At 61.9% G+C, this 19,380-nt stretch carries 14 protein-coding genes; 9 read left to right on the top strand and 5 right to left on the bottom strand.

Annotation, left to right across the window (positions count from 1 at the left end; genetic code table 11):
* The first annotated feature begins 1 nt into the window (after position 1).
* The 9 genes from bcsZ (at position 2) to AB7M25_RS14770 (ending at position 15,159) form a co-directional block, all read left to right on the top strand.
* The gene (gene bcsZ / locus AB7M25_RS14810) at positions 2-1,243 is read left to right on the top strand and encodes a cellulose synthase complex periplasmic endoglucanase BcsZ (protein WP_429560493.1); all 1,242 of its coding nucleotides are present in this window, start codon (positions 2-4) and stop codon (positions 1,241-1,243) included.
* Positions 1,219-5,079 (top strand): cellulose synthase subunit BcsC-related outer membrane protein, encoded by a 3,861-nt coding sequence (locus AB7M25_RS14805; protein WP_454237519.1) that lies wholly within the window; start codon positions 1,219-1,221, stop codon positions 5,077-5,079. Before bcsZ ends, AB7M25_RS14805 begins: the two co-directional genes overlap by 25 nt.
* A 17-nt stretch (positions 5,080-5,096) precedes the next feature.
* A complete protein-coding gene (locus tag AB7M25_RS14800; protein ID WP_104447183.1) occupies positions 5,097-5,765 on the top strand; it encodes an SGNH/GDSL hydrolase family protein in 669 nt (222 codons plus the stop codon).
* On the top strand, positions 5,762-6,436 hold the full coding sequence (locus AB7M25_RS14795) for an alginate O-acetyltransferase AlgF (protein ID WP_429388922.1): 675 nt from the start codon (positions 5,762-5,764) through the stop codon (positions 6,434-6,436). Before AB7M25_RS14800 ends, AB7M25_RS14795 begins: the two co-directional genes overlap by 4 nt.
* A gap of 19 nt (positions 6,437-6,455) precedes the next feature.
* Positions 6,456-7,865 carry an MBOAT family O-acyltransferase gene (locus AB7M25_RS14790; RefSeq protein WP_454237518.1) on the top strand — a complete coding sequence of 470 codons (1,410 nt, stop codon included), beginning with the start codon at positions 6,456-6,458 and terminating at the stop codon, positions 7,863-7,865.
* On the top strand, positions 7,865-9,019 hold the full coding sequence (locus AB7M25_RS14785; RefSeq protein WP_454238356.1) for an alginate O-acetyltransferase AlgX-related protein: 1,155 nt from the start codon (positions 7,865-7,867) through the stop codon (positions 9,017-9,019). The genes AB7M25_RS14790 and AB7M25_RS14785 overlap by 1 nt, the downstream gene beginning before the upstream one ends.
* Positions 9,020-9,292: 273 nt before the next feature.
* A complete protein-coding gene (mexE, locus tag AB7M25_RS14780; RefSeq protein ID WP_429396539.1) occupies positions 9,293-10,546 on the top strand; it encodes a multidrug efflux RND transporter periplasmic adaptor subunit MexE in 1,254 nt (417 codons plus the stop codon).
* Positions 10,547-10,558: 12 nt separating this feature from the next.
* The gene (locus AB7M25_RS14775) at positions 10,559-13,738 is read left to right on the top strand and encodes an efflux RND transporter permease subunit (protein ID WP_218478416.1); all 3,180 of its coding nucleotides are present in this window, start codon (positions 10,559-10,561) and stop codon (positions 13,736-13,738) included.
* Positions 13,738-15,159 (top strand): efflux transporter outer membrane subunit, encoded by a 1,422-nt coding sequence (locus AB7M25_RS14770; protein ID WP_454237517.1) that lies wholly within the window; start codon positions 13,738-13,740, stop codon positions 15,157-15,159. Before AB7M25_RS14775 ends, AB7M25_RS14770 begins: the two co-directional genes overlap by 1 nt.
* 163 nt (positions 15,160-15,322) lie before the next feature.
* On the opposite strand, the gene AB7M25_RS14765 is transcribed toward AB7M25_RS14770, so the two are convergent.
* The 5 genes from AB7M25_RS14765 to AB7M25_RS14745 form a co-directional block, all read right to left on the bottom strand.
* Positions 15,323-15,472, bottom strand: coding sequence for a hypothetical protein (locus AB7M25_RS14765; RefSeq protein WP_454237516.1), 150 nt, complete (start codon positions 15,470-15,472; stop codon positions 15,323-15,325).
* Positions 15,447-15,719: a hypothetical protein gene (locus AB7M25_RS14760; protein WP_454237515.1), complete on the bottom strand. Its 273-nt coding sequence runs from the start codon at positions 15,717-15,719 to the stop codon at positions 15,447-15,449. Before AB7M25_RS14760 ends, AB7M25_RS14765 begins: the two co-directional genes overlap by 26 nt.
* 222 nt (positions 15,720-15,941) lie before the next feature.
* Positions 15,942-16,907, bottom strand: a complete 966-nt coding sequence (locus AB7M25_RS14755; protein ID WP_102701656.1) for an HlyD family secretion protein — start codon at positions 16,905-16,907, stop codon at positions 15,942-15,944.
* 4 nt (positions 16,908-16,911) lie between these two features.
* Positions 16,912-17,112, bottom strand: coding sequence for a DUF1656 domain-containing protein (locus AB7M25_RS14750; protein WP_007970588.1), 201 nt, complete (start codon positions 17,110-17,112; stop codon positions 16,912-16,914).
* A complete protein-coding gene (locus AB7M25_RS14745; protein ID WP_429388909.1) occupies positions 17,102-19,237 on the bottom strand; it encodes an FUSC family protein in 2,136 nt (711 codons plus the stop codon). The genes AB7M25_RS14750 and AB7M25_RS14745 overlap by 11 nt, the downstream gene beginning before the upstream one ends.
* Positions 19,238-19,380: the final 143 nt, after the last annotated feature.

Raw genomic sequence — 19,380 nt, 5'->3', positions numbered from 1 at the left:
CATGCCTGTGACGTCCATGAGCAGCCGGGGTGTTTCACTTCGCCAGTGCCTGCGCGGTAACGCGCGCAGGTCGAGCGCTGTGCTTGCGCTCGCCCTGCTGGCGCCGGCGATAGCGGCCGCACAATCCTGCGAGCCGCCGGCCTGGCCACTGTGGCAAACCTATGCAACGCGCTTCGTCCAGGCCGATGGCCGGGTTCTGGAATCGAGCCTCGAGAACAATCACAGCACCTCTGAAGGGCAGGCCTACGGCATGCTCTTCGCACTGATCGGCGACGATCAGCCACGCTTTGACAAACTCTGGCGCTGGACATCAGCCAACCTCGCAGGCTCCGCCACCGCCACACGCCTGCCGGGCTGGTTATGGGGGCAAGGCAAGGACGGTCAGTGGCGCCTGCAAGACGCCAATTCGGCCGCCGACGCCGACCTGTGGATCGCCTACGCCCTGCTCGAAGCCGCACGCCTGTGGCATCGGCCGGACTATCACCAGGACGCCCTGCACCTGATGGCGACGATCGAAGCGCAATTGGTCGTCAAGCTGCCCGGACTGGGCCCGATGGTATTGCCCGGACCACAAGGTTTCGTCCAGCCGGACGCTCTGTGGCGCCTGAACCCCAGCTACCTGCCGCTGCCACTGTTACGGCGGCTGGCCAAGGAAGCCCCCGCCGGGCCTTGGCAAGCGATTGCCAACAACACCGCGACGATGATTGCCCAATCAAGCCACCACGGTTTTGTCGCTGACTGGGTCGGTTATCAAGGCACTTCAGCGCAATCGGGCGTCTTCGTCAGCGACCCGATCAACGGCGACACGGGCAGCTACGATGCCATTCGCGTGTACCTCTGGCTGGGCATGAGTGATACCTCCGAACCGCTGGCAGCGCTCCTGCTCAAACGGCTGGACGGCATGGCCCGCAGCACTGTCGCGACAGGTTCCCCCCCGGAAACGGTTCAGGTTCTGCACGGCAGTGTTCAGGGTCAGAGCCCTTTCGGATTCCGGGCTGCGCTGATTCCGTACCTCCAGGCCAAGGGCCACCCCCGGTTGGCCGATCAGCAACGGCACCGCGCGGAACTCGCCTTGCGCGAGGCGCTGGCCAGACCTGATGCCGACGCAGGTCCGCCGCGTTACTACAACTTCATGCTCAGCCTTTTCGCGCTCGGCTGGGCAGATAACCATTATCGATTCCGGGAAGACGGAACGCTGAAACTCTCCTGGGAGACCGCATGCACGCGCACCACCGCACGCTAGCCATCGCCGTCATGAGCGCATGGACGGCTGCTGCCCACGCTCAAAGTCCGACGCCACAGACATTGCTCGTCGAACAAGGCCAGTACTGGCAGTCGCGCAAGAACCCTCAACGCGCTGCGGAGGTCTGGCAAAAAGTCCTGCTGCTGGACCCGGTCCAGGTTGACGCACTGTATGGCCTGGGCCTGATTGGCGTGCAACAGGGCAACTCACAACAGGCGCAGCAAAATCTCACCCGCTTGCAGGCCATCCAGCCTGCGCCTCGGCAGGCACTGCAATTGGCACAGGACATCGCCCTGGCCCAGCCGCAGAACCAGCAGCATCTGGAGGAGGCTCGGCGCCTGGTCGATGCCGGTGAGCGCGACAAGGCGACCACGGTGTTTCGTTCGCTGTTCGATGGCCGTCCACCTCAAGGTACGATTGGCCGCGAGTATTACAACAACCTCGCCTTCAATCAGGCTGACTGGGCTGAAGCACGCAGCGGCTTTGAGCGGCTGCAACGTGAAATGCCCAACGATTCGATCGTCGCGCTGTTTTACGCCAAGCATCTGATCCGCCGTGAAGACAGCCGTGCCGAGGGCATCCGCGCGTTGGCCGCGCTGACCCAGCGTACCGACATTGCCGGTGATGCCGATGAAAGCTGGCGCCTGGCGCTGACCTGGATCGGCCCACCCAATCTCGCACAAGTGCCCTTGTTCGAGACGTACCTCAAGACGCATCCGGATGATGGCGAAATCCGGGCGCAGATGAACAAGGGCAAGCAACAGGCAGCAACGACGGCCGGCAAGGAATGGCAACCGCCCGCCGACGTCGCGCGCGGCCTGAAGGCGCTCAAGGAAGGTGATCAGGTCACCGCCGAACAGGCGTTTCAAGCGCGTTTGAACACCCGGCCCGATGATGCTGACGCGCTGGGTGGCCTTGGGGTTATCCGCCAGCAACAACACCGACTGGCCGAAGCGGAAAAGCTCCTGGGTCAGGCCACGCGACAACGCGATGGCAGCCATTGGCAAGCCGCGCTGAACGAAGTGCGCTACTGGTCGGCATTGCAACAGGCCCGCGACGTCCAGGCCAAAGGCCAGGCAGGCCAGGCACAGGTCTTGGTAAACCAGGCGCTGCAGCTCAATCCAAACGGGGCGGACGCCCGCCTCGCCCTGGCAGACATTCAGGCCGGTGCGGGCCAGTTCGATGATGCTCAGCGTAACTATCGCCAAACGTTGAACCTGCGCCGCGACGACCCTCAAGCACTGGAAGGGCTGGTCAATGTGCTGCTCAAGAGCGGCAAGAACGATGAAGCCCTGCAACTGATCAACAGCCTGCCAGCCACCGGACAGACCAGGTTCGGCCAGTCCGCACGCCTGCAAGCCTTGCGCGCGACGCAACTGGCCGCCCTCGCCGAACAACGCAACGACCTGCCCGCTGCGCGCAGCGCCTTGCAAGACGCGCTGCGCTACGAACCGGACAACATCTGGACGCGTTTCGCCCTGGCCCGCCTGAACCTGGCGATGGGCGAACCGCAAAAGGCGCGGGACCTGATCAACGCCATGCTCCAGGCCCACCCCAACAATGCCGATGCGCTTTACGTCAGCGCTTTGTTGTCGGTGCAGATGGGTGAGTGGAAAGCCGCCCAGACAACGTTAGGACGCTTGCGCCCCGACCAGCGCACCCCGGACATGGAAGCGCTGGCCGCCGACGTCAGCTTCAACCTGCAACTCAGCCAGGTGATCGAATTGGGCAAGCGCGGACAGCGCCAGGAAGCCCTGACCTTGCTCGAACGCATTCAGCCGATGACCAACAACAGTCCAGACCGCACGGCGAGCCTGGCCTCGGTCTATGTCGACATCGGCGAACCGACCCGTGCGCTGGCCCTCATGCGCGGCCAGTTGCAAAACACCGCTGCGCCCTCGGCGGACTTCATCCTGCAATACGCCGCTGTGTTGCTTAAATCCGGAGAAGACGCACAGGTCAACGAGATTCTGCGCGACCTTCAGAACAGGCCCTTGAACGCGCCGGCTCGCAAGCGTTTCGACGACCTGCTCTATCTCTATCGCATCCGCCAGGCTGATCAGTTGCGTGAGCGAGGCGATCTGGCCAACGCCTATGACACGCTGGCGCCCGCACTGGCGCAACGTCCCGGTGAGAGTGCTGCCGTCGCGGCCCTGGCGCGGATGTACTCGGCCAACCGCGACACGGCAAAAGCCCTCGAGCTCTACAAACCGCTGTTACAACGTCAGCCAAACGACCCGCAACTGCTGTTGGGTGCCGCCGACGCGGCGGTGTTGGCACATGACGCGGCCTTTGCCGAACAGGCATTGCAACAGCTGCTCAAGACCGAATCCGGCAATCCTCAAACGCTGACAGAGGCTGCCCGCCTCTACCAGAACATGGGCAAGACCGGCACAGCGGCCGATCTGCTGCGCAAGGCCGTGGCCATTGAACAGAGCGAGAAACGCAGAAGCCAGGGCGCCCAACTGGCAGGTTCGACAGTAGCGCCCAACCCTTTTGCCGGGGTGTCGGGTTCACGTAACGAAGTCAGTCGCGACACCTTGCTGGCAGCCATTCCGCCACCGGTACAAGAGATGCCAGGCCGCATGACGTCCCACACCTCTTTTGTCATCGGCGCTTCGCCAAAACCGCAGCAAGCGAGCAATCCATTCGAGTCGCAACAGCCGCGTGCAGCACTGGTGAGCGAGGACATCAGCCCCGCGCAAGTGGCGCTGAATAAAATCCTTCAAGAGCGCAGCGCCTACGTCACCCAGGGCGTGAGCATTCGCAGCAACAACAGTGAGTCGGGGTTGAGCAAACTGACCGATATTGAAACACCGCTGGAAATCAATATTCCGTTGGATGAAAGCCGCATCGCGCTGCGCGTGACGCCCGTCTCGCTGAACGCCGGCAGCGTCAGCAGCGAAGCGCTGTCGCGTTTCGGTAATGGTGCGCAGAGCGGCAATGCCGGTTCGCAAAAAGCCGAAGGTGTTGGCCTTTCCGTCGCCATCCAACGGCCTGCTGACGGGCTCAAAGCCGATCTTGGCACCACCCCGCTCGGCTTCAAGTACTCCACCGCGACGGGCGGCATCAGCATTGATCGCCCCGTGAGCGACACCTCCAATGTCCGCTACGGCGTGAGCGTTTCCCGACGCCCGGTGACGGACAGCGTCACCTCGTTTGCCGGCACCACGGACAAACGCAGCGGGCAGTCCTGGGGGGGTGTGACCGCCAACGGCGGACGTGGCCAGTTGAGCTTTGACGACAACGAAGTCGGCGCCTATGGCTACGCCTCCTGGCACCAGCTATTGGGCAACCATGTCGAGTCCAACAACCGCAGTGAGCTGGGCAGCGGTGTGTACTGGTACCTGCAAAATGCAACGGACAGCAAGCTGACCGTCGGCCTGAGCATGACCGGCATCCGCTACGCCAACAACCAGGACTTTTTCACCTACGGCCACGGCGGCTATTTCAGCCCGCAGACGTTCTTCGCCCTGGGCGTACCGGTGACCTGGGCACAACGCACCGGGCGCTTGACGTATCAGGTCAAGGGCTCGGTCGGCGTGCAGCATTTCGAGCAGGACAGCGTCGACTATTTCCCGAACGACAAAGCCCTGCAGGCGGCCTCGGGTTTGCGCTACGAAGGGCAAAACAAAACCGGGATCGGCTACAGCGTCGCCGCGGCGGCTGAATACAAGTTCGCGTCGAACTTCCTGCTGGGCGCCAATCTGGGCCTGGACAACGCCCACGACTACCAACAACTCAGCGCTGCCCTGTCTTTGCGCTACCAGTACGAGGAGATCAGCGGCCCCATGAGCCTGCCGGTCAGCCCGTACACCTCGCCTTATTCCAACTGATCATTCTGGAGCTTTCGATGCCCACTTCTGCCCTTGCCGGCCTGACTCTTCTTGTTCTTGGGGAGAGCCACATGAGCCTCGCGGACCATTTGCTGGAGCCGCTGCACGACAACCTGACGCGCCAAGGCGCCCAGGTCCACTCCATCGGTGCCTGCGGCGCCAGCGCCGGCGACTGGCTGATCAGTAAAAAAGTCGACTGCGGCGCCGAGCGCAAAGGCAACGACAAGATCGTGATCAAGGGGCGCGAGGCAACCACCACACCGATCCAGGACCTGATCGCCGCAGACAAGCCCGACCTGGTGGTGCTGGTCATCGGCGATACCATGGCGTCCTATGACAAGCCAGTGTTTCCAAAGGCTTGGGCATGGCAAAGCGTCACTGGCCTTGCCAAGGCCATCGCGGCCACCGGGACCCGTTGCGCCTGGGTAGGCCCGGCCTGGGGTAAAGCCGGTGGCATGTACCAGAAAAATGATGCCCGCACCCAATTGATGTCGCAGTTTTTGGCCGCGAACGTGGCGCCTTGTACCTACATCGATTCGCTGGCGTTCTCCAAACCCGGGCAGTGGATCACCACCGATGGGCAGCACTTCACCGTCGCCGGTTATCAATCCTGGGGCAATGCGATTGGTGGTGCGTTGGCCAAACTGCCCGCCGATACGGTCAGCAGCACAGGAGCCGGCAAATGAGCCGATCCGCATGTGGCTGGGCGCTGTTCGCGCCCTTGATGCTGAGCCTGCACGCCCAGGCCGCCGACATTGCCCTGTACCCGACGGGCCCGGATCAGGACTCGGCCTTCCTGCGCTTTATCAACGCCGCCGACCGCCCCCTGCAGCTGCTGGCCGAAGGCTCGCGGGCCAGCCTCAGGCTCGAGGGTTCGAATGCCGTGTCCGACTACCTGCCCGTGCCCGCCAACCAGCCGATCAAGGGCACCCTGGAACTCAACGGTAAAAGCCAGCCGCTGGACATCCAGGTGGCGGCAGGCGAATTCGCCAGCGTGATCGCACTGCCGGACAGCGCTCAAGGTATCCGCCAGGTCGTCATCCGTGAGCAACCCGACGACTTCAATAGCCTGAGAGCCTCGCTGGCGTTTTTCAGCGCCGATCCAGCATGCACCCAGGCCGGTTTGCGCGCTGCGGGAAAAAACGCCGACCTGTTCAAGGAAGTGGCCGACGGCAGCGTACAACGCCGAGCGATCAACCCGGTCAGCCTGTCGGTTCAATTGGTCTGCGCCCAAACCAACGTCGGTGCCCCGCTTGACCTGGGCCAGCTCAAGGCCGGCGAGCGCTACAGCGTTGTGCTGCTGCCGGGCGCAAATGGCCCGTACCTGCTGCTGGCGACTGACGTCCTGGCCCACTGATCCGGATCGCGCCACCACCATGGTTTTTGCCTCTCTCGAGTTTCTGACGTTGTTCCTGCCGCTGTTCCTGTGCGCCTATGCAGTGTGCCCAGCGGCGTGGCGCAACGTCACGTTACTGACCGGCAGCTGGCTGTTCTATGGCTGGTTGAGCCCACGGTTCCTCGCGGTGCATGTCGTGCTGACGATCACGGCGTGGGCCGGCGGCTTGCTGATTGACGCCTTGCGGGAAAAAGACCAGGGCCGCGTGCGGCTACTCGTGACATTGATCGTGCTCAACACCACGGTGCTGTGCTGGTACAAGTACGCCAACATCGTCGCCGGTACGTTGATCGATATCCTTACCTGGTCTGGCGCCATGTCGCTGGACTGGCAGCGGGTCATCATGCCGGCCGGGCTATCGTTTATCGTATTGCAGGCGATTTCCTACCTGGTGGATGTACACCGCCGCACCGTGCCGGTCGAACGCAGCTTCATTAATTACGCCACCTATATTTCGATGTTCGGCCATTCGGTCGCCGGTCCCATCATTCGCTATGACTGGGTTCGGCGTGAGCTGAATCAACGTTACTTCAACCTGCAGAATTTCTCGCTGGGCGCACGCCGGTTCATGGTCGGGATGAGCATGAAGGTCCTGGTGGCCGACACCCTGTCGCCGGTGGTCGATGTGGCGTTCAGTGTGCAGAACCCCAGTTTCTCTGACGCGTGGATCGGCTGCCTTGCCTATTCCCTGCAACTGTTCTTCGACTTCGCCGGCTACAGTGCCATGGCCATTGGTCTGGGCCTGATGCTGGGTTTTCACTTTCCCGAGAACTTCGACCGTCCGTATCTGGCCAACAGCATCCAGGACTTCTGGCGCCGCTGGCATCTGTCGCTGTCCAGCTGGTTACGCGACTATCTGTACATTTCGCTGGGCGGCAATCGCAACGGCACCTGGAAAACCTACCGCAACCTGTTCCTGACCATGGCCATTGCCGGCCTATGGCACGGTGGCGACAGCTGGAATTTTCTACTGTGGGGCTGCGCCCATGGCCTCGCGTTATGCGTTGATCGTGCCTGGAGCCGTTCCACCCTGCCCTCTGTACCGCCGGTGCTGTCCCATGGACTGACATTGTTGTTCGTCTGCCTGGCCTGGACACTGTTCCGCGCCCCCGACTTTCATAGCGCGCTGAACCTGTATGCCGGACAGTTCGGCCTGCAGGGCATCGCCCTCGGTGACGAACTGTCCGCAACCCTGCGCCCGGTACACGGCCTTGCGGGTTTGCTGGGTGTGTTCGGTGTCGTCGCACCGCTAATGCGCCCTTACTGTGAGAAACAACTGGGCGGTATTGCGTTTTACGCCGCCGCCCTTTGGCCCATCGCCGGTTTCATGCTGTCGTTCGCACTGATCGCCAGTCGCGAAACCGTACCCTTCCTGTACTTTCAATTCTGATGACGACCCCAAAGCACACCCCGCCCTCCACTCAACCAGATGATCTGGCGACACGCAGCAGTCGGTTGGCAGGCGTGGCGCTACTGATATTCCTGGGCGTCGGCCTGCTGTCCACTGGCCGCCTGATCGTTTCAGGGCAGTTCTCGCTGTTACCCGATAAAGTGTTGACCCCGCAGCTTTTTGACGGCGATATCACTCACCGGATTGCCAAGGAACTGTCGAACGCTCAACTGCCCACGACCTTCGCCGAGCTGGAGCGCGGTGTCAGTTGGCTGCTCCTGAGTGACACCGGGCCGAGGGTTCGCTCAGGTTGTCCTGGCTGGTTGTTTTTGGCTGATGAGCTCAAGGTCAATCATCAAGCACAGCGCAATGCCGATGCCAAAGTCCGGGCAGTGATTGATCTGAAGCAGCAGCTCTCCCAACGAGACATCAGCCTGCTGGTGGTCATCGTTCCAGACAAGAGCCGCATCGCTTCCGAGCAGCGTTGCGCACTGCAGCGCCCAGCCGCGCACGAAGGGCGCATCCAGGCCTGGACCTCGAAGCTGGACGTGGGGGGCGTGTCGAATCTGGACCTCACCGCTGCGCTGACGCCACTGGGGGCCAGCGCCTGGTTGCGCACCGATACGCACTGGAGCGAATCCGGCGCGAAGGCGGCGGCCAATGCCATCACACAGCGCCTGAAGACCCTGGGCATCAGCGCAACGCCACGCAGATCGTTCAACGAAAGTCATGCCCCGCTCGCGCTGCGACCTGGCGATCTGGTCCATCTGGCGGGCATCGACGGGCTGCCGCTCAAATGGCAGCCCGCCCCCGAAATGGTCGCCCAAACCAGCACCCACGAACTTCCCGTTGCGTCAGCCGCCAACCCTGACACTGAGGCAGACCTCTTTGGCGATGCCGACCTCCCCAACACCGCGCTCATCGGCACTTCATTCTCGCGCAACTCCAACTTCGCAGGGTTTCTGCAGCAGGCACTGGGCGCCCCCGTGGGTAACTTCGCCAAAGACGGCGGAGCGTTCTCTGGCGCTGCAAACAGCTACCTCAACAACCCGGCCTTCAAAGAAACGCCGCCAAAGCAAATCATCTGGGAGATCCCGGAGCGGGACCTGCAATCGGCTTACATCGACCCCATTGTCTTTCGCCCGTTGCGCTAGGCCATGCTCTGCCGTGTAGCAAACGACGAGGTGATCGTCAGAATCCTTCATGACATCAAGGAGTCACTCGGTTTCGAGTCGAACTATTGCATCCAATGCAACACACAATTGTCATCAATCCACTTGATGGCGACCAGACGCAAGGCGCAGTCTAGAGGGCTGGCTTGGGCCTTATATCATTCCGAATGATAGTTACCTTCGCCCCATTCGATTCGTGAGATACCAACCCGCCGCGCATCATTCGCCAATCTCAACACATTGGCGGATGCATCCATGGAACAGTCATTCAAACATTTGCGCTTCCCGTTGGCTTTGTTGGCCGTAGTGGTGATCAGCGCTTGCGGCAAGGCCCCGGAAACCGCCGCCACCCTGCCCGCTGCCAAAGTCAGCGTGGCCAAGGTGCTGGAACAACCGGTCAACGAGTGGGACGAATTCACCGGGCGCCTGGAAGCGCCGGAAACGGTCGAGATTCGTCCACGGGTCTCCGGCCAGATCGATGAAGTGGCGTTCACTGAAGGCGCCCTGGTCAAGAAAGGCGACCTGCTGTTCCAGATCGACCCGCGTCCGTTCCAGGCTGAGGTCCGCCGCCTCGAAGCCCTGGTTGCACAATCGCGCGCCAATGCCACCCGCAGCGAAAACGAGGCCCAGCGCGGTGAACGCCTGCGCACCAGCAACGCCATTTCCGCCGAGCTGGCCGATTCGCGCACCAGCGCCGCCCAGGAAGCCCGCGCCGCCGTCGGTGCGCTTCAGGCACAGCTCGACCTGGCCAAGCTCAACCTGAGTTTCACCCGCGTCACCGCACCAATCAGCGGCCGTGTCAGCCGTGCGGAAATCACCGCCGGCAACCTGGTGACCGCCGACACCACGCCGCTGACCAGCGTGGTCTCCACCGACAAGGTCTACGCCTACTTCGACGCGGACGAGCGTGTGTTCCTCAAGTACACCGAGCTCGCTCGCCAGGGCAAACGCGGCGCCACCACCCCGGTGTATATGGGCCTGTCCAACGAGGACGGTAACCCGCACCAGGGCGTGATGAACTTCGTCGACAACCAGGTCAACCCCAAGACCGGCACCATCCGTGGCCGCGCCGTGTTCGACAACAGCGATGGCAGCTACACCCCGGGCCTGTATGCACGCCTGAAACTGGTGGGCAGCGGCACCTACAGCGCTATGCTGATCAACGATGAAGCGGTGGGTACCGACCTGGGCAAGAAGTTCGTGATCGTGATGGACGGCGACAACAAGACCGCCTACCGCGCGGTGGAACTGGGGCCGAAGATCGAAGGCTTGCGCATCGTGCGCAGTGGCCTGAACAAGGACGACACCATCATCGTCAAGGGCCTGCAACGGGTACGTCCCGGCTCACCGGTCACCCCTGAGGTGATTCCGATGGCCAGCGAACAAACCCTTGCGGCACTCGCACAACAACGCCAAGCGCTGGAAGCCAGCAACCTGCCCCAAGTCGCGCCAGCCAAGGTCGCACCGGGCACCGTTGTGAAACTGGCTGCCACGACCCCACGTGGTTAAGGGATTTTTACGATGAATTTTTCCCAATTCTTCATTTCGCGGCCGATCTTCGCAGCGGTGCTGTCGCTGCTGATCCTGATCGCCGGTGCGATCTCGCTGTTCCAGTTGCCGATCAGCGAATACCCCGAAGTCGTGCCGCCGACCGTAGTGGTGCGCGCCAACTTCCCGGGGGCCAACCCGAAAGTCATCGGTGAAACCGTGGCCGCTCCCCTGGAGCAAGCCATCACCGGCGTCGAGAACATGCTGTACATGTCCTCGCAATCGACCGCCGACGGCAAGATCACCCTGACCATCACCTTTGCCCTGGGTACCGACCTGGACAACGCGCAGGTGCAGGTGCAGAACCGTGTGACCCGGACCGAGCCGAAACTTCCCGAGGAAGTGACGCGCATCGGTATCACCGTGGACAAGGCATCGCCCGACCTGACGATGGTGGTGCACTTGACCTCGCCGGACAAACGCTACGACATGCTCTACCTGTCCAACTACGCGATCCTCAACATCAAGGATGAGCTGGCGCGGCTGGGCGGTGTCGGTGACGTGCAACTGTTCGGCATGGGCGACTACTCGCTGCGGGTCTGGCTCGACCCGAACAAGACCGCTTCGCGCAACCTGACCGCCACTGACGTTGTCACCGCCATTCGTGAACAGAACCGCCAGGTGGCCGCCGGTGCCTTGGGCGCTCCCCCTGCCCCGAATGCCCAAAGCTTTCAGCTGTCGGTCAACACGCAGGGCCGTCTGGTCAGTGAGGAAGAGTTCGAGAACATCATCATTCGCTCTGGCGACAACGGTGAAATCACCCGTCTGAAGGACATCGCTCGCGTCGAGCTGGGTTCCAGCCAGTACGCCCTGCGTTCGCTGCTGAACAATCAGCCGGCGGTGGCGATCCCGATCTTCCAGCGCCCCGGTTCCAACGCCATCGAGATCTCCAACGAAGTCCGTGCGAAAATGGCCGAGCTGAAGAAGAGCTTCCCCGAAGGCATGGACTTCAGCATCGTCTATGACCCGACGATCTTCGTGCGCGGCTCCATCGAGGCGGTGGTTCACACCCTCTTCGAAGCACTGATCCTCGTGGTACTGGTGGTGATCCTGTTCCTGCAGACCTGGCGCGCCTCGATCATTCCGCTGGTGGCTGTGCCGGTTTCGCTGATCGGTACCTTTGCCGTGATGCACCTGTTCGGTTTCTCGCTCAACGCCCTGTCGCTGTTCGGCCTGGTACTGGCCATCGGTATCGTGGTCGACGACGCCATCGTGGTGGTGGAGAACGTCGAACGGAACATCGAGCTCGGATTGACCCCGGTGGAAGCCACCAAACGCGCCATGCGTGAAGTGACCGGCCCGATCATTGCCACGGCGTTGGTGCTGTGTGCGGTGTTCGTCCCGGCGGCGTTCATCTCCGGGTTGACCGGGCAGTTCTACAAGCAGTTCGCCCTGACCATTGCGATTTCCACGGTGATCTCGGCCTTCAACTCGCTGACCCTGTCGCCGGCGCTGGCGGCGGTATTGCTCAAGGGCCATGACGCACCGAAAGACCGTTTCTCCAGGGTGCTGGACAAGATGTTTGGCGGCTGGCTGTTCCGTCCGTTCAACCGTTTCTTTGAAAAGGCCAGCCATGGTTATGTCGGCACCGTTGCCCGTGTGATCCGCTCAAGCGGCATCGCCCTGCTGCTGTACGCCGGCCTGATGGTCCTGACCTTCTTCGGTTTCTCCAGCACCCCGACCGGTTTCGTACCCGGCCAGGACAAGCAATACCTGGTGGCCTTCGCGCAACTGCCGGATGCCTCGAGCCTGGACCGTACCGAAGACGTGATCAAGCGCATGTCCGACCTGGCGCTGAAACAGCCTGGCGTAGAGAGCGCGGTGGCCTTCCCTGGCCTGTCGATCAACGGTTTCACCAACAGCCCGAACGCCGGCATCGTGTTCGTGACTCTCAAACCGTTCGACGAGCGTAAAGACCCGAGCATGTCCGCCGGTGCGATTGCCGGGGCCTTGAACGGCCAGTACGCGAACATCCAGGAAGCCTACATGGCGATCTTCCCGCCACCGCCGGTGCAAGGCCTGGGTACCATTGGTGGTTTCCGCCTGCAGATCGAAGACCGGGGCAACCTGGGTTACGACGAGCTGTACAAGGAAACCATGAACATCATCGCCAAGAGCCACAACGTGCCGGAACTGGCCGGCCTGTTCACCAGCTATACGGTCAACGTACCGCAGGTCGATGCCGCCATCGACCGGGAAAAGGCCAAGACCCACGGCGTAGCCGTCAGCGACATCTTCGACACCCTGCAGATCTACCTGGGCTCGCTGTATGCCAACGACTTCAACCGCTTCGGGCGCACCTATCAGGTCAACGTTCAGGCCGAACAGCAGTTCCGCCTCGAATCCGACCAGATCGGCCAATTGAAAGTGCGTAACAACAAAGGCGAAATGATCCCGCTGGCGACCTTCATCAAGGTCAGCGACACCTCGGGTCCGGACCGCGTGATGCACTACAACGGTTTCATCACCGCTGAAATCAACGGTGCGGCAGCCCCCGGCTACAGCTCCGGCCAGGCCGAAAAAGCCATCGAGAAACTGCTCAAGGAAGAACTGCCGAACGGCATGACCTACGAATGGACCGACCTGACCTACCAGCAGATCCTGTCCGGCAACACCGCGTTGTTCGTGTTCCCGCTCTGCGTCCTGCTGGCGTTCCTGGTACTGGCGGCCCAGTACGAAAGCTGGAGCCTGCCACTGGCGGTGATCCTGATCGTACCGATGACCCTGCTGTCGGCCATCACCGGTGTGATCGCCTCCGGCGGTGACAACAACATCTTCACCCAGATCGGCCTGATCGTACTGGTGGGCCTGGCGTGCAAGAACGCGATCCTGATCGTCGAGTTCGCCAAGGACAAACAGCTGGAGGGCCTCAACCCGCTGGCCGCGGTACTGGAAGCTTGCCGTCTGCGTCTGCGGCCGATCCTGATGACCTCCTTCGCGTTCATCATGGGGGTTGTGCCGTTGGTGTTCTCCAGCGGTGCCGGTGCCGAAATGCGTCACGCCATGGGTGTGGCGGTGTTCTCCGGGATGCTCGGGGTGACCTTCTTCGGTCTGTTGCTGACGCCAGTGTTCTACGTATTGATTCGTAACTTTGTCGAGCGTGGCCAGGCGCGCAAAGCCGCCAAGGTCGCCCTGAAGCTGGAGTCGCACTGATGAGTTTGAAAGCCTTCCTGCCGAGCCTGCTGGTGTTGGCCTTGAGTGCCTGTGCCGTGGGTCCGGATTACCAGACGCCCAACACCGAGGCGGCCAACATCACGGCCGCCACTGATGGCGCCGCCGGCCAGAAGAACTTTGACCGTTCGCGTTTCGAAGGCATCTGGTGGCAGCAGTTCGAAGACCCGACCCTCAACCAGTTGGTGACGCAATCGCTCAAGGGCAACCGTGATTTGCGCGTCGCTTTTGCCCGCTGGAAAGCCGCACGGGCGATCCGCGATGACATCAGTAACGACAACTTGCCGGTCGTCACCAGCCGTGTCAGCAGTGACTTGGGCAAGGGCCAGATTCCCGGCCAGACCACCGACCGGGTCAACAGCGAACGCTACGACCTGGGCCTGGACATGGCCTGGGAGATCGACCTGTTTGGCCGTATCCAGCGCAACCTGGAATCAGCGAACGCCGAGCAACAGTCGCTTGAAGCCGATCTGTATCAGCTGCAGGTGAGCATGATTGCCGAACTGGTGGATGCCTACGGTCAACTGCGCGGTGCGCAACTGCGGGAAAAGATCGCCCTGGCGAACCTGGAGAACCAGCAGGAGTCGCGCAAGATCACCATCAACCTGCGTGATGCCGGCGTCGGCGATCAACTCGATGTGGAACGTGCCGATGCGCGCCTGGCGTCGGTCGAAGCCAGCGTGCCGCAATTGCAGGCCGAGCAGGTTCGGGAGAAGAACCGTATCGCCACGCTGCTGGGCGAGCGTCCGGACAAGCTGACCGTGGACCTGAGCCCGAAAGACTTGCCGCCAATTGCCAAGGCCTTGCCGATCGGCAATCCGGGTGAACTGCTGCAACGTCGCCCGGACATTCGCAGTGCCGAGCGCAAACTGGCTTCGGCCACGGCGCGGATCGGCGTGGCCAAGGCCGACCTGTTCCCGCAAGTCAGCCTCAGCGGCTTCCTTGGCTTCACCGCCGGGCGTGGTTCGCAAATCGGTTCCTCGGCGGCCAACGCCTGGGCGCTCGGCCCGAGCATCACCTGGGCGGCATTCGACCTGGGCAGCGTGCGCGCCCGTTTGCGCGCCGCCGACGCCGATGCCGAGGGCGCCCTGGCAACGTACGAACAGCAAGTGTTGCTGGCCCTCGAAGAGTCGGAAAACGCCTTCAGCGACTACGGCAAGCGCCAACAGCGCCTGATCTCGCTGATTCGCCAGAGCGAGTCCAGTCGCTCCGCTGCCGATCTCGCCGAGATTCGCTACCGCGAAGGCACCGCCGATTTCCTCGTGCTGCTCGACGCCCAGCGTGAACGCCTGGCAGCCGAAGACACCCAGGCCCAGGCTGAAGTCGATCTGTATCGCGGCATCGTCGCGATCTACAAGGCCCTCGGTGGCGGCTGGCAGCCCGAGACGATCGCCAGCAATTAACCCGATGTTTTAAAGCGCTCCTTTGGTTGGCCGCAACCAACCAATTCCCTTGCCCTGCGTCTCATTCGGTCGCGGGGCTTTTTTTTGGTTCTTCACGCATTTCCGGGGAACTGTAGGAGCCAGCCTGCTGGCGATGGACTCAAGTGCGCCGCGTTTATCCAGTTCACACGCGTAATCGTTGACGACCATCGCTGGCAAGCCAGCTCCTACAAGGGATCTTGCCCACGCTGAAAACTGTAGGAGCCAGCTTGCTGGCGATGGACTCAAGTGCGCCGCGTTTATCCAGTTCACACGCGTAATCGCTGACGACCATCGCTGGCAAGCCAGCTCCTACAAGGGATCTTGCCCACGCTGAAAACTGTAGGAGCCAGCTTGCTGGCGATGGACTCAAGTGAGCCGCGTTTATCCAGTTCACACGCGTAATCGCTGACGACCATCGCTGGCAAGCCAGCTCCTACAAGGGATCTTGCCCACGCTGAAACTGTAGGAGCCAGCTTGCTGGCGATGGACTCAAGTGCGCCGCGTTTATCCAGTTCACACGCGTAATCGTTGACGACCATCGCTGGCAAGCCAGCTCCCACAGGGGACCGCGTCCGAGTCAAAACCAGTGAAAGCCCAAAAAAAAGGTTCTTCACGGAACCTTTTTTTACCTTTCCAAGGCAATGCATATCCCTTGTAGGAGCGAGCTCGCTCGCGATGGACTCACGAGCGCTGCGTTTAGTCAGTAAGCACGCGGTATCGTTAACGACCATCGCGAGCAAGCTCGCTCCTACAGGGGGCGGTTATTGTTGGTCTTTGGATTTCTGGTTTTCCTGGACGGTCACGGTGGCCGTGGTTCCCGCCCTGAGTTTGTCTTTACCGGCATAGTCGGCATCGATCTCGATCCGCACCGGCACCCGCTGCGCCAGTTTGATCCAGGTGTAACTGGGGTTGATGTTGGCCAACAGGCGACCGCCCGGCAGGTTTTCCCGGTCGGCAATGGCAAAGGCAATGCTCTGCACTTTGCCGCCGAAGGTTTCGCCACTCATCAACTCGATTCTGACCCGGTCGCCCTCGCCGATCCGTGGCAACTTGGTCTCTTCAAAGTAACCGCTGACATAGAACGAATCGCTGTCCACCAGCGCCAGCAACGGCCCCCCGGCCGAGGCGTAGTCGCCCTCCCGGGTCAGCAGATTGGTGACAAAGCCGGTCACCGGGGAGACGACATGGGTACGCTGCAAATCGAGCTCCGATTGGGTCAAGGCCGCGATGGCCAGTTGCACGTTGGCCTGGGCCAGCACCAGATTGGCCTGATTTCGCAGCAGATCAGCCTGGGCCACCGACACATCAGTGTTGGCTTTTTCCCACTCTTCGCCGGAAATCGCCGAACGGTCCTTGAGCGTGCGCCGCCGCTGCTCCTCACTCTGACGCTGTTTGAGCAACGCCTCGCTGGCGGTAATGGACGCCTGGGCCTGCCCGAGCGAGGCTTTCGACACCTCGACGGCACGCTTGGCATGCTCCACTGCCAGCGTGTAACGCGCCGGATCGATCTCCAGCAGCGTCTGGCCCTTGTTCACATGTTGGTTGTCCTGCACGGCCAGGCTGACGATTCGCCCCGAAACATCGGCAGACAGGGTCACCACATCGGCACGCACCCGCGCATCCCGGGTCCAGGGGGCGCGGGTGTAATGCTCCCAGGCGAACCAGCCCAGGATCAAGGCCAGCAAAACCACCGCCAGCGTCGTGAGTCGGGGAAGGATGTTCTTCAAGGCATCAGACTCCCATCACCAGTATCAACGTGGCGCACACGCAGACATACAACGCGCCTTCGAACAAGGCCTCATGCCAGACGAACTGCAGCACCCCGAGGCGCCGCAGCCCCCAGTCCAGCAGCAGGAAAATCGGCAAACCCAGCAACAACGCCTGGGCAATCGGGGGCAGATAGGCGCCACCCACTTCCAGATCAATGGGCAAGGACAGGGTCTCCTTCAATGCCTGAGGGTTGAAAGTAGCCGCGATATCGCTCAACGAACGACACCACGATCAACAGCGCCACGCGCATGCGGAACACCGACCACAAGCGTTCATGGACATCGGTATGCAGGGCATCCAGTTCGTCGCCCAGGGCGTGCAGGCTATCGAGCACCCGTGTCACTTCGACCCCGGGCCGGCCGGCGACCAGCCTGCCCGTTTCCCGGACGGTGGAAAACAGGCGACTTTGCAGATCCGGACTCAACAGTGCGTTGTTCTGCCCCTGCTGCCTGAGCTGATTCATGGCAATCCCCAGCGCCATGCAGGCCAGGCTGACTTGAAAGCGCTCATGGGATTGTGGCTCCTGGGTCGCCGGCAGCAGCCCCAGCATCATGGTCAGGCGATCCACCATGCGGCTCTCGAAAGCAAACTGCTGTTCATCGGTCGCCGGGGCTTTCAGCAAGGCGTACACCTGCTCGCAGTTCTCTTTATAAAGCCGCCTCATACGCAAATCCGGTCTGAACGGAAAGATCAGCGCATAGACGCTCAACGCCAGCACGGTCGCGCAGGTATAGGCCCCGGCAAATTCGAACCACTGGGTCGCGGTGTTTTGACCGATCCCCACGTTCACCGGACCGAGCAGCAGAAAAGTCGTGAGCCCCAGACCAATGCCGGTGCCTGTCGTGGCTGGACTGGCCAGCCCCACCGCAACGGCATAGAGCAAGGGCGCCAACAGCAAGGCAAGCATCTCGAAATTGCTGATCATCGGCACGAACATGAACTGCAGGAGCGCCGAGGCCACCAGTGCCAGCCCGAATCCCCTCGCATAGCTTTGCACCGCCAGCAGCGGCCTTGGAAAGGTCGACATCAGCGAGCAAAGGATGCCCACCAGCACCATCCCGCCTCGCGCACCGTCCCAGCCGGTTTCGATCCAGATCAGGCCGCAAATCAACAGCGCGGAAAAAGCCCGGATGGCATTCATGGTCGCCAGGGTGAAGTCCAGATGCAGCGGATTTTCCCGCCCGCGAAACACGCTGCTGGCCGGTCGCCCGCTCTGGATGGCATCACTCAATTCCAGAATCTGCTCAAGCTGCTGCAGCAGGCGAGCCTGCTCCCAGCGCAGCGACCAGGCCAGCGAGCGCAAGGTGGCCGGCAACGGCTCGGTCAATTGTTCGGCTCTGTAGGCCAGCTCATCGAAGCGTTGTTGCAGCGACGTGAAATGATGGCGCTTGTCACTGGAAAGCGAACGCCCCTCCCGCGCCAGCTCATCGAGAAACGCCAGTTCTTCGGCACGCAAACGTTGAATTTCTTCGGGCAACTCGCCCTCCCAGCGCTCGGTCAACAGCAGCCGCTGGTGGCGCAGGGCTGTCAGCCGCGCGGTCAACAACACCAACTGGTTGCCCAAAAGTTGCACCAGGCCGTTGGCACTGCGCAACCGCGGCGCATCGAAGTACATGTGCCGACGCACGCCCTCCAGGCCACTGATCTGGCCCAACAGCTGCATTTGTCGCTGGTGGAAATCCGCTTCGCTCTCTTCGGTGCGGATGACGGCGCTGGCATGGGTGGCCAGCAACCGGGTGATCTGGTCGATCCTGGCAAAGTAGTCACGGGCCACGGCTTCCGGCCTGGCGGTCAGCAGGCTGACCAGACACACGCAGGCCACCGCCAGCAGGGTCTCGGTGACGCGGGTCACCGCCAGCAGAAACATGCCGTCCTGATCCGGCACCGCCAGCAAGGCCACCACCACGGCGGTGTAGCCACTGAGGACAAATGCCTGGGAACTGGTATAGCGCAACAAGGTGCCACCGGCGGTGCACAAGGCCAGCCACAATGCCAGGGTGGTAATGAACGGCAGCGGAGCCTGGGGAAAGATCGCCATGATCAACACCGCCACGGCCGCCCCCGACGTGGTGCCGATCACCTGGCCAAAACTGCGGGCCAGTACCATGCCCCCCAGTGGCTGGCTGATGATGACCACGGCCATGATCGACCACTTGGGCTGGTCCAGATCGAACAGAAACGCCAGGTACAGGGTCAATAAACCGGCCGCGATGGTTCGCAAGGCAAACAGCAATACCCCGGGTCCGGGGTTGAGCATGGCCTTGAAGTACTGCAACAACGCTTGCATGGGAACACCCGTCGACACACTTCCAGCAAGCGTAGTCACTGTGGCGGTGCCTTGAGAGGTTTTGCTGGCGACTCAGCTTGCAGGCCCATTGATTGCCGGTTGGAGGGCTTTGGCATGGTTTGAATCGTCAGTGAACGTCGTCA

It is taken from the genome of Pseudomonas sp. AP3_22 TE3818 (assembly GCF_053628995.1).
The sequence above is the reverse complement of the archived record's forward strand: the minus strand, read 5'-3'. Positions and strand labels throughout refer to the sequence as shown.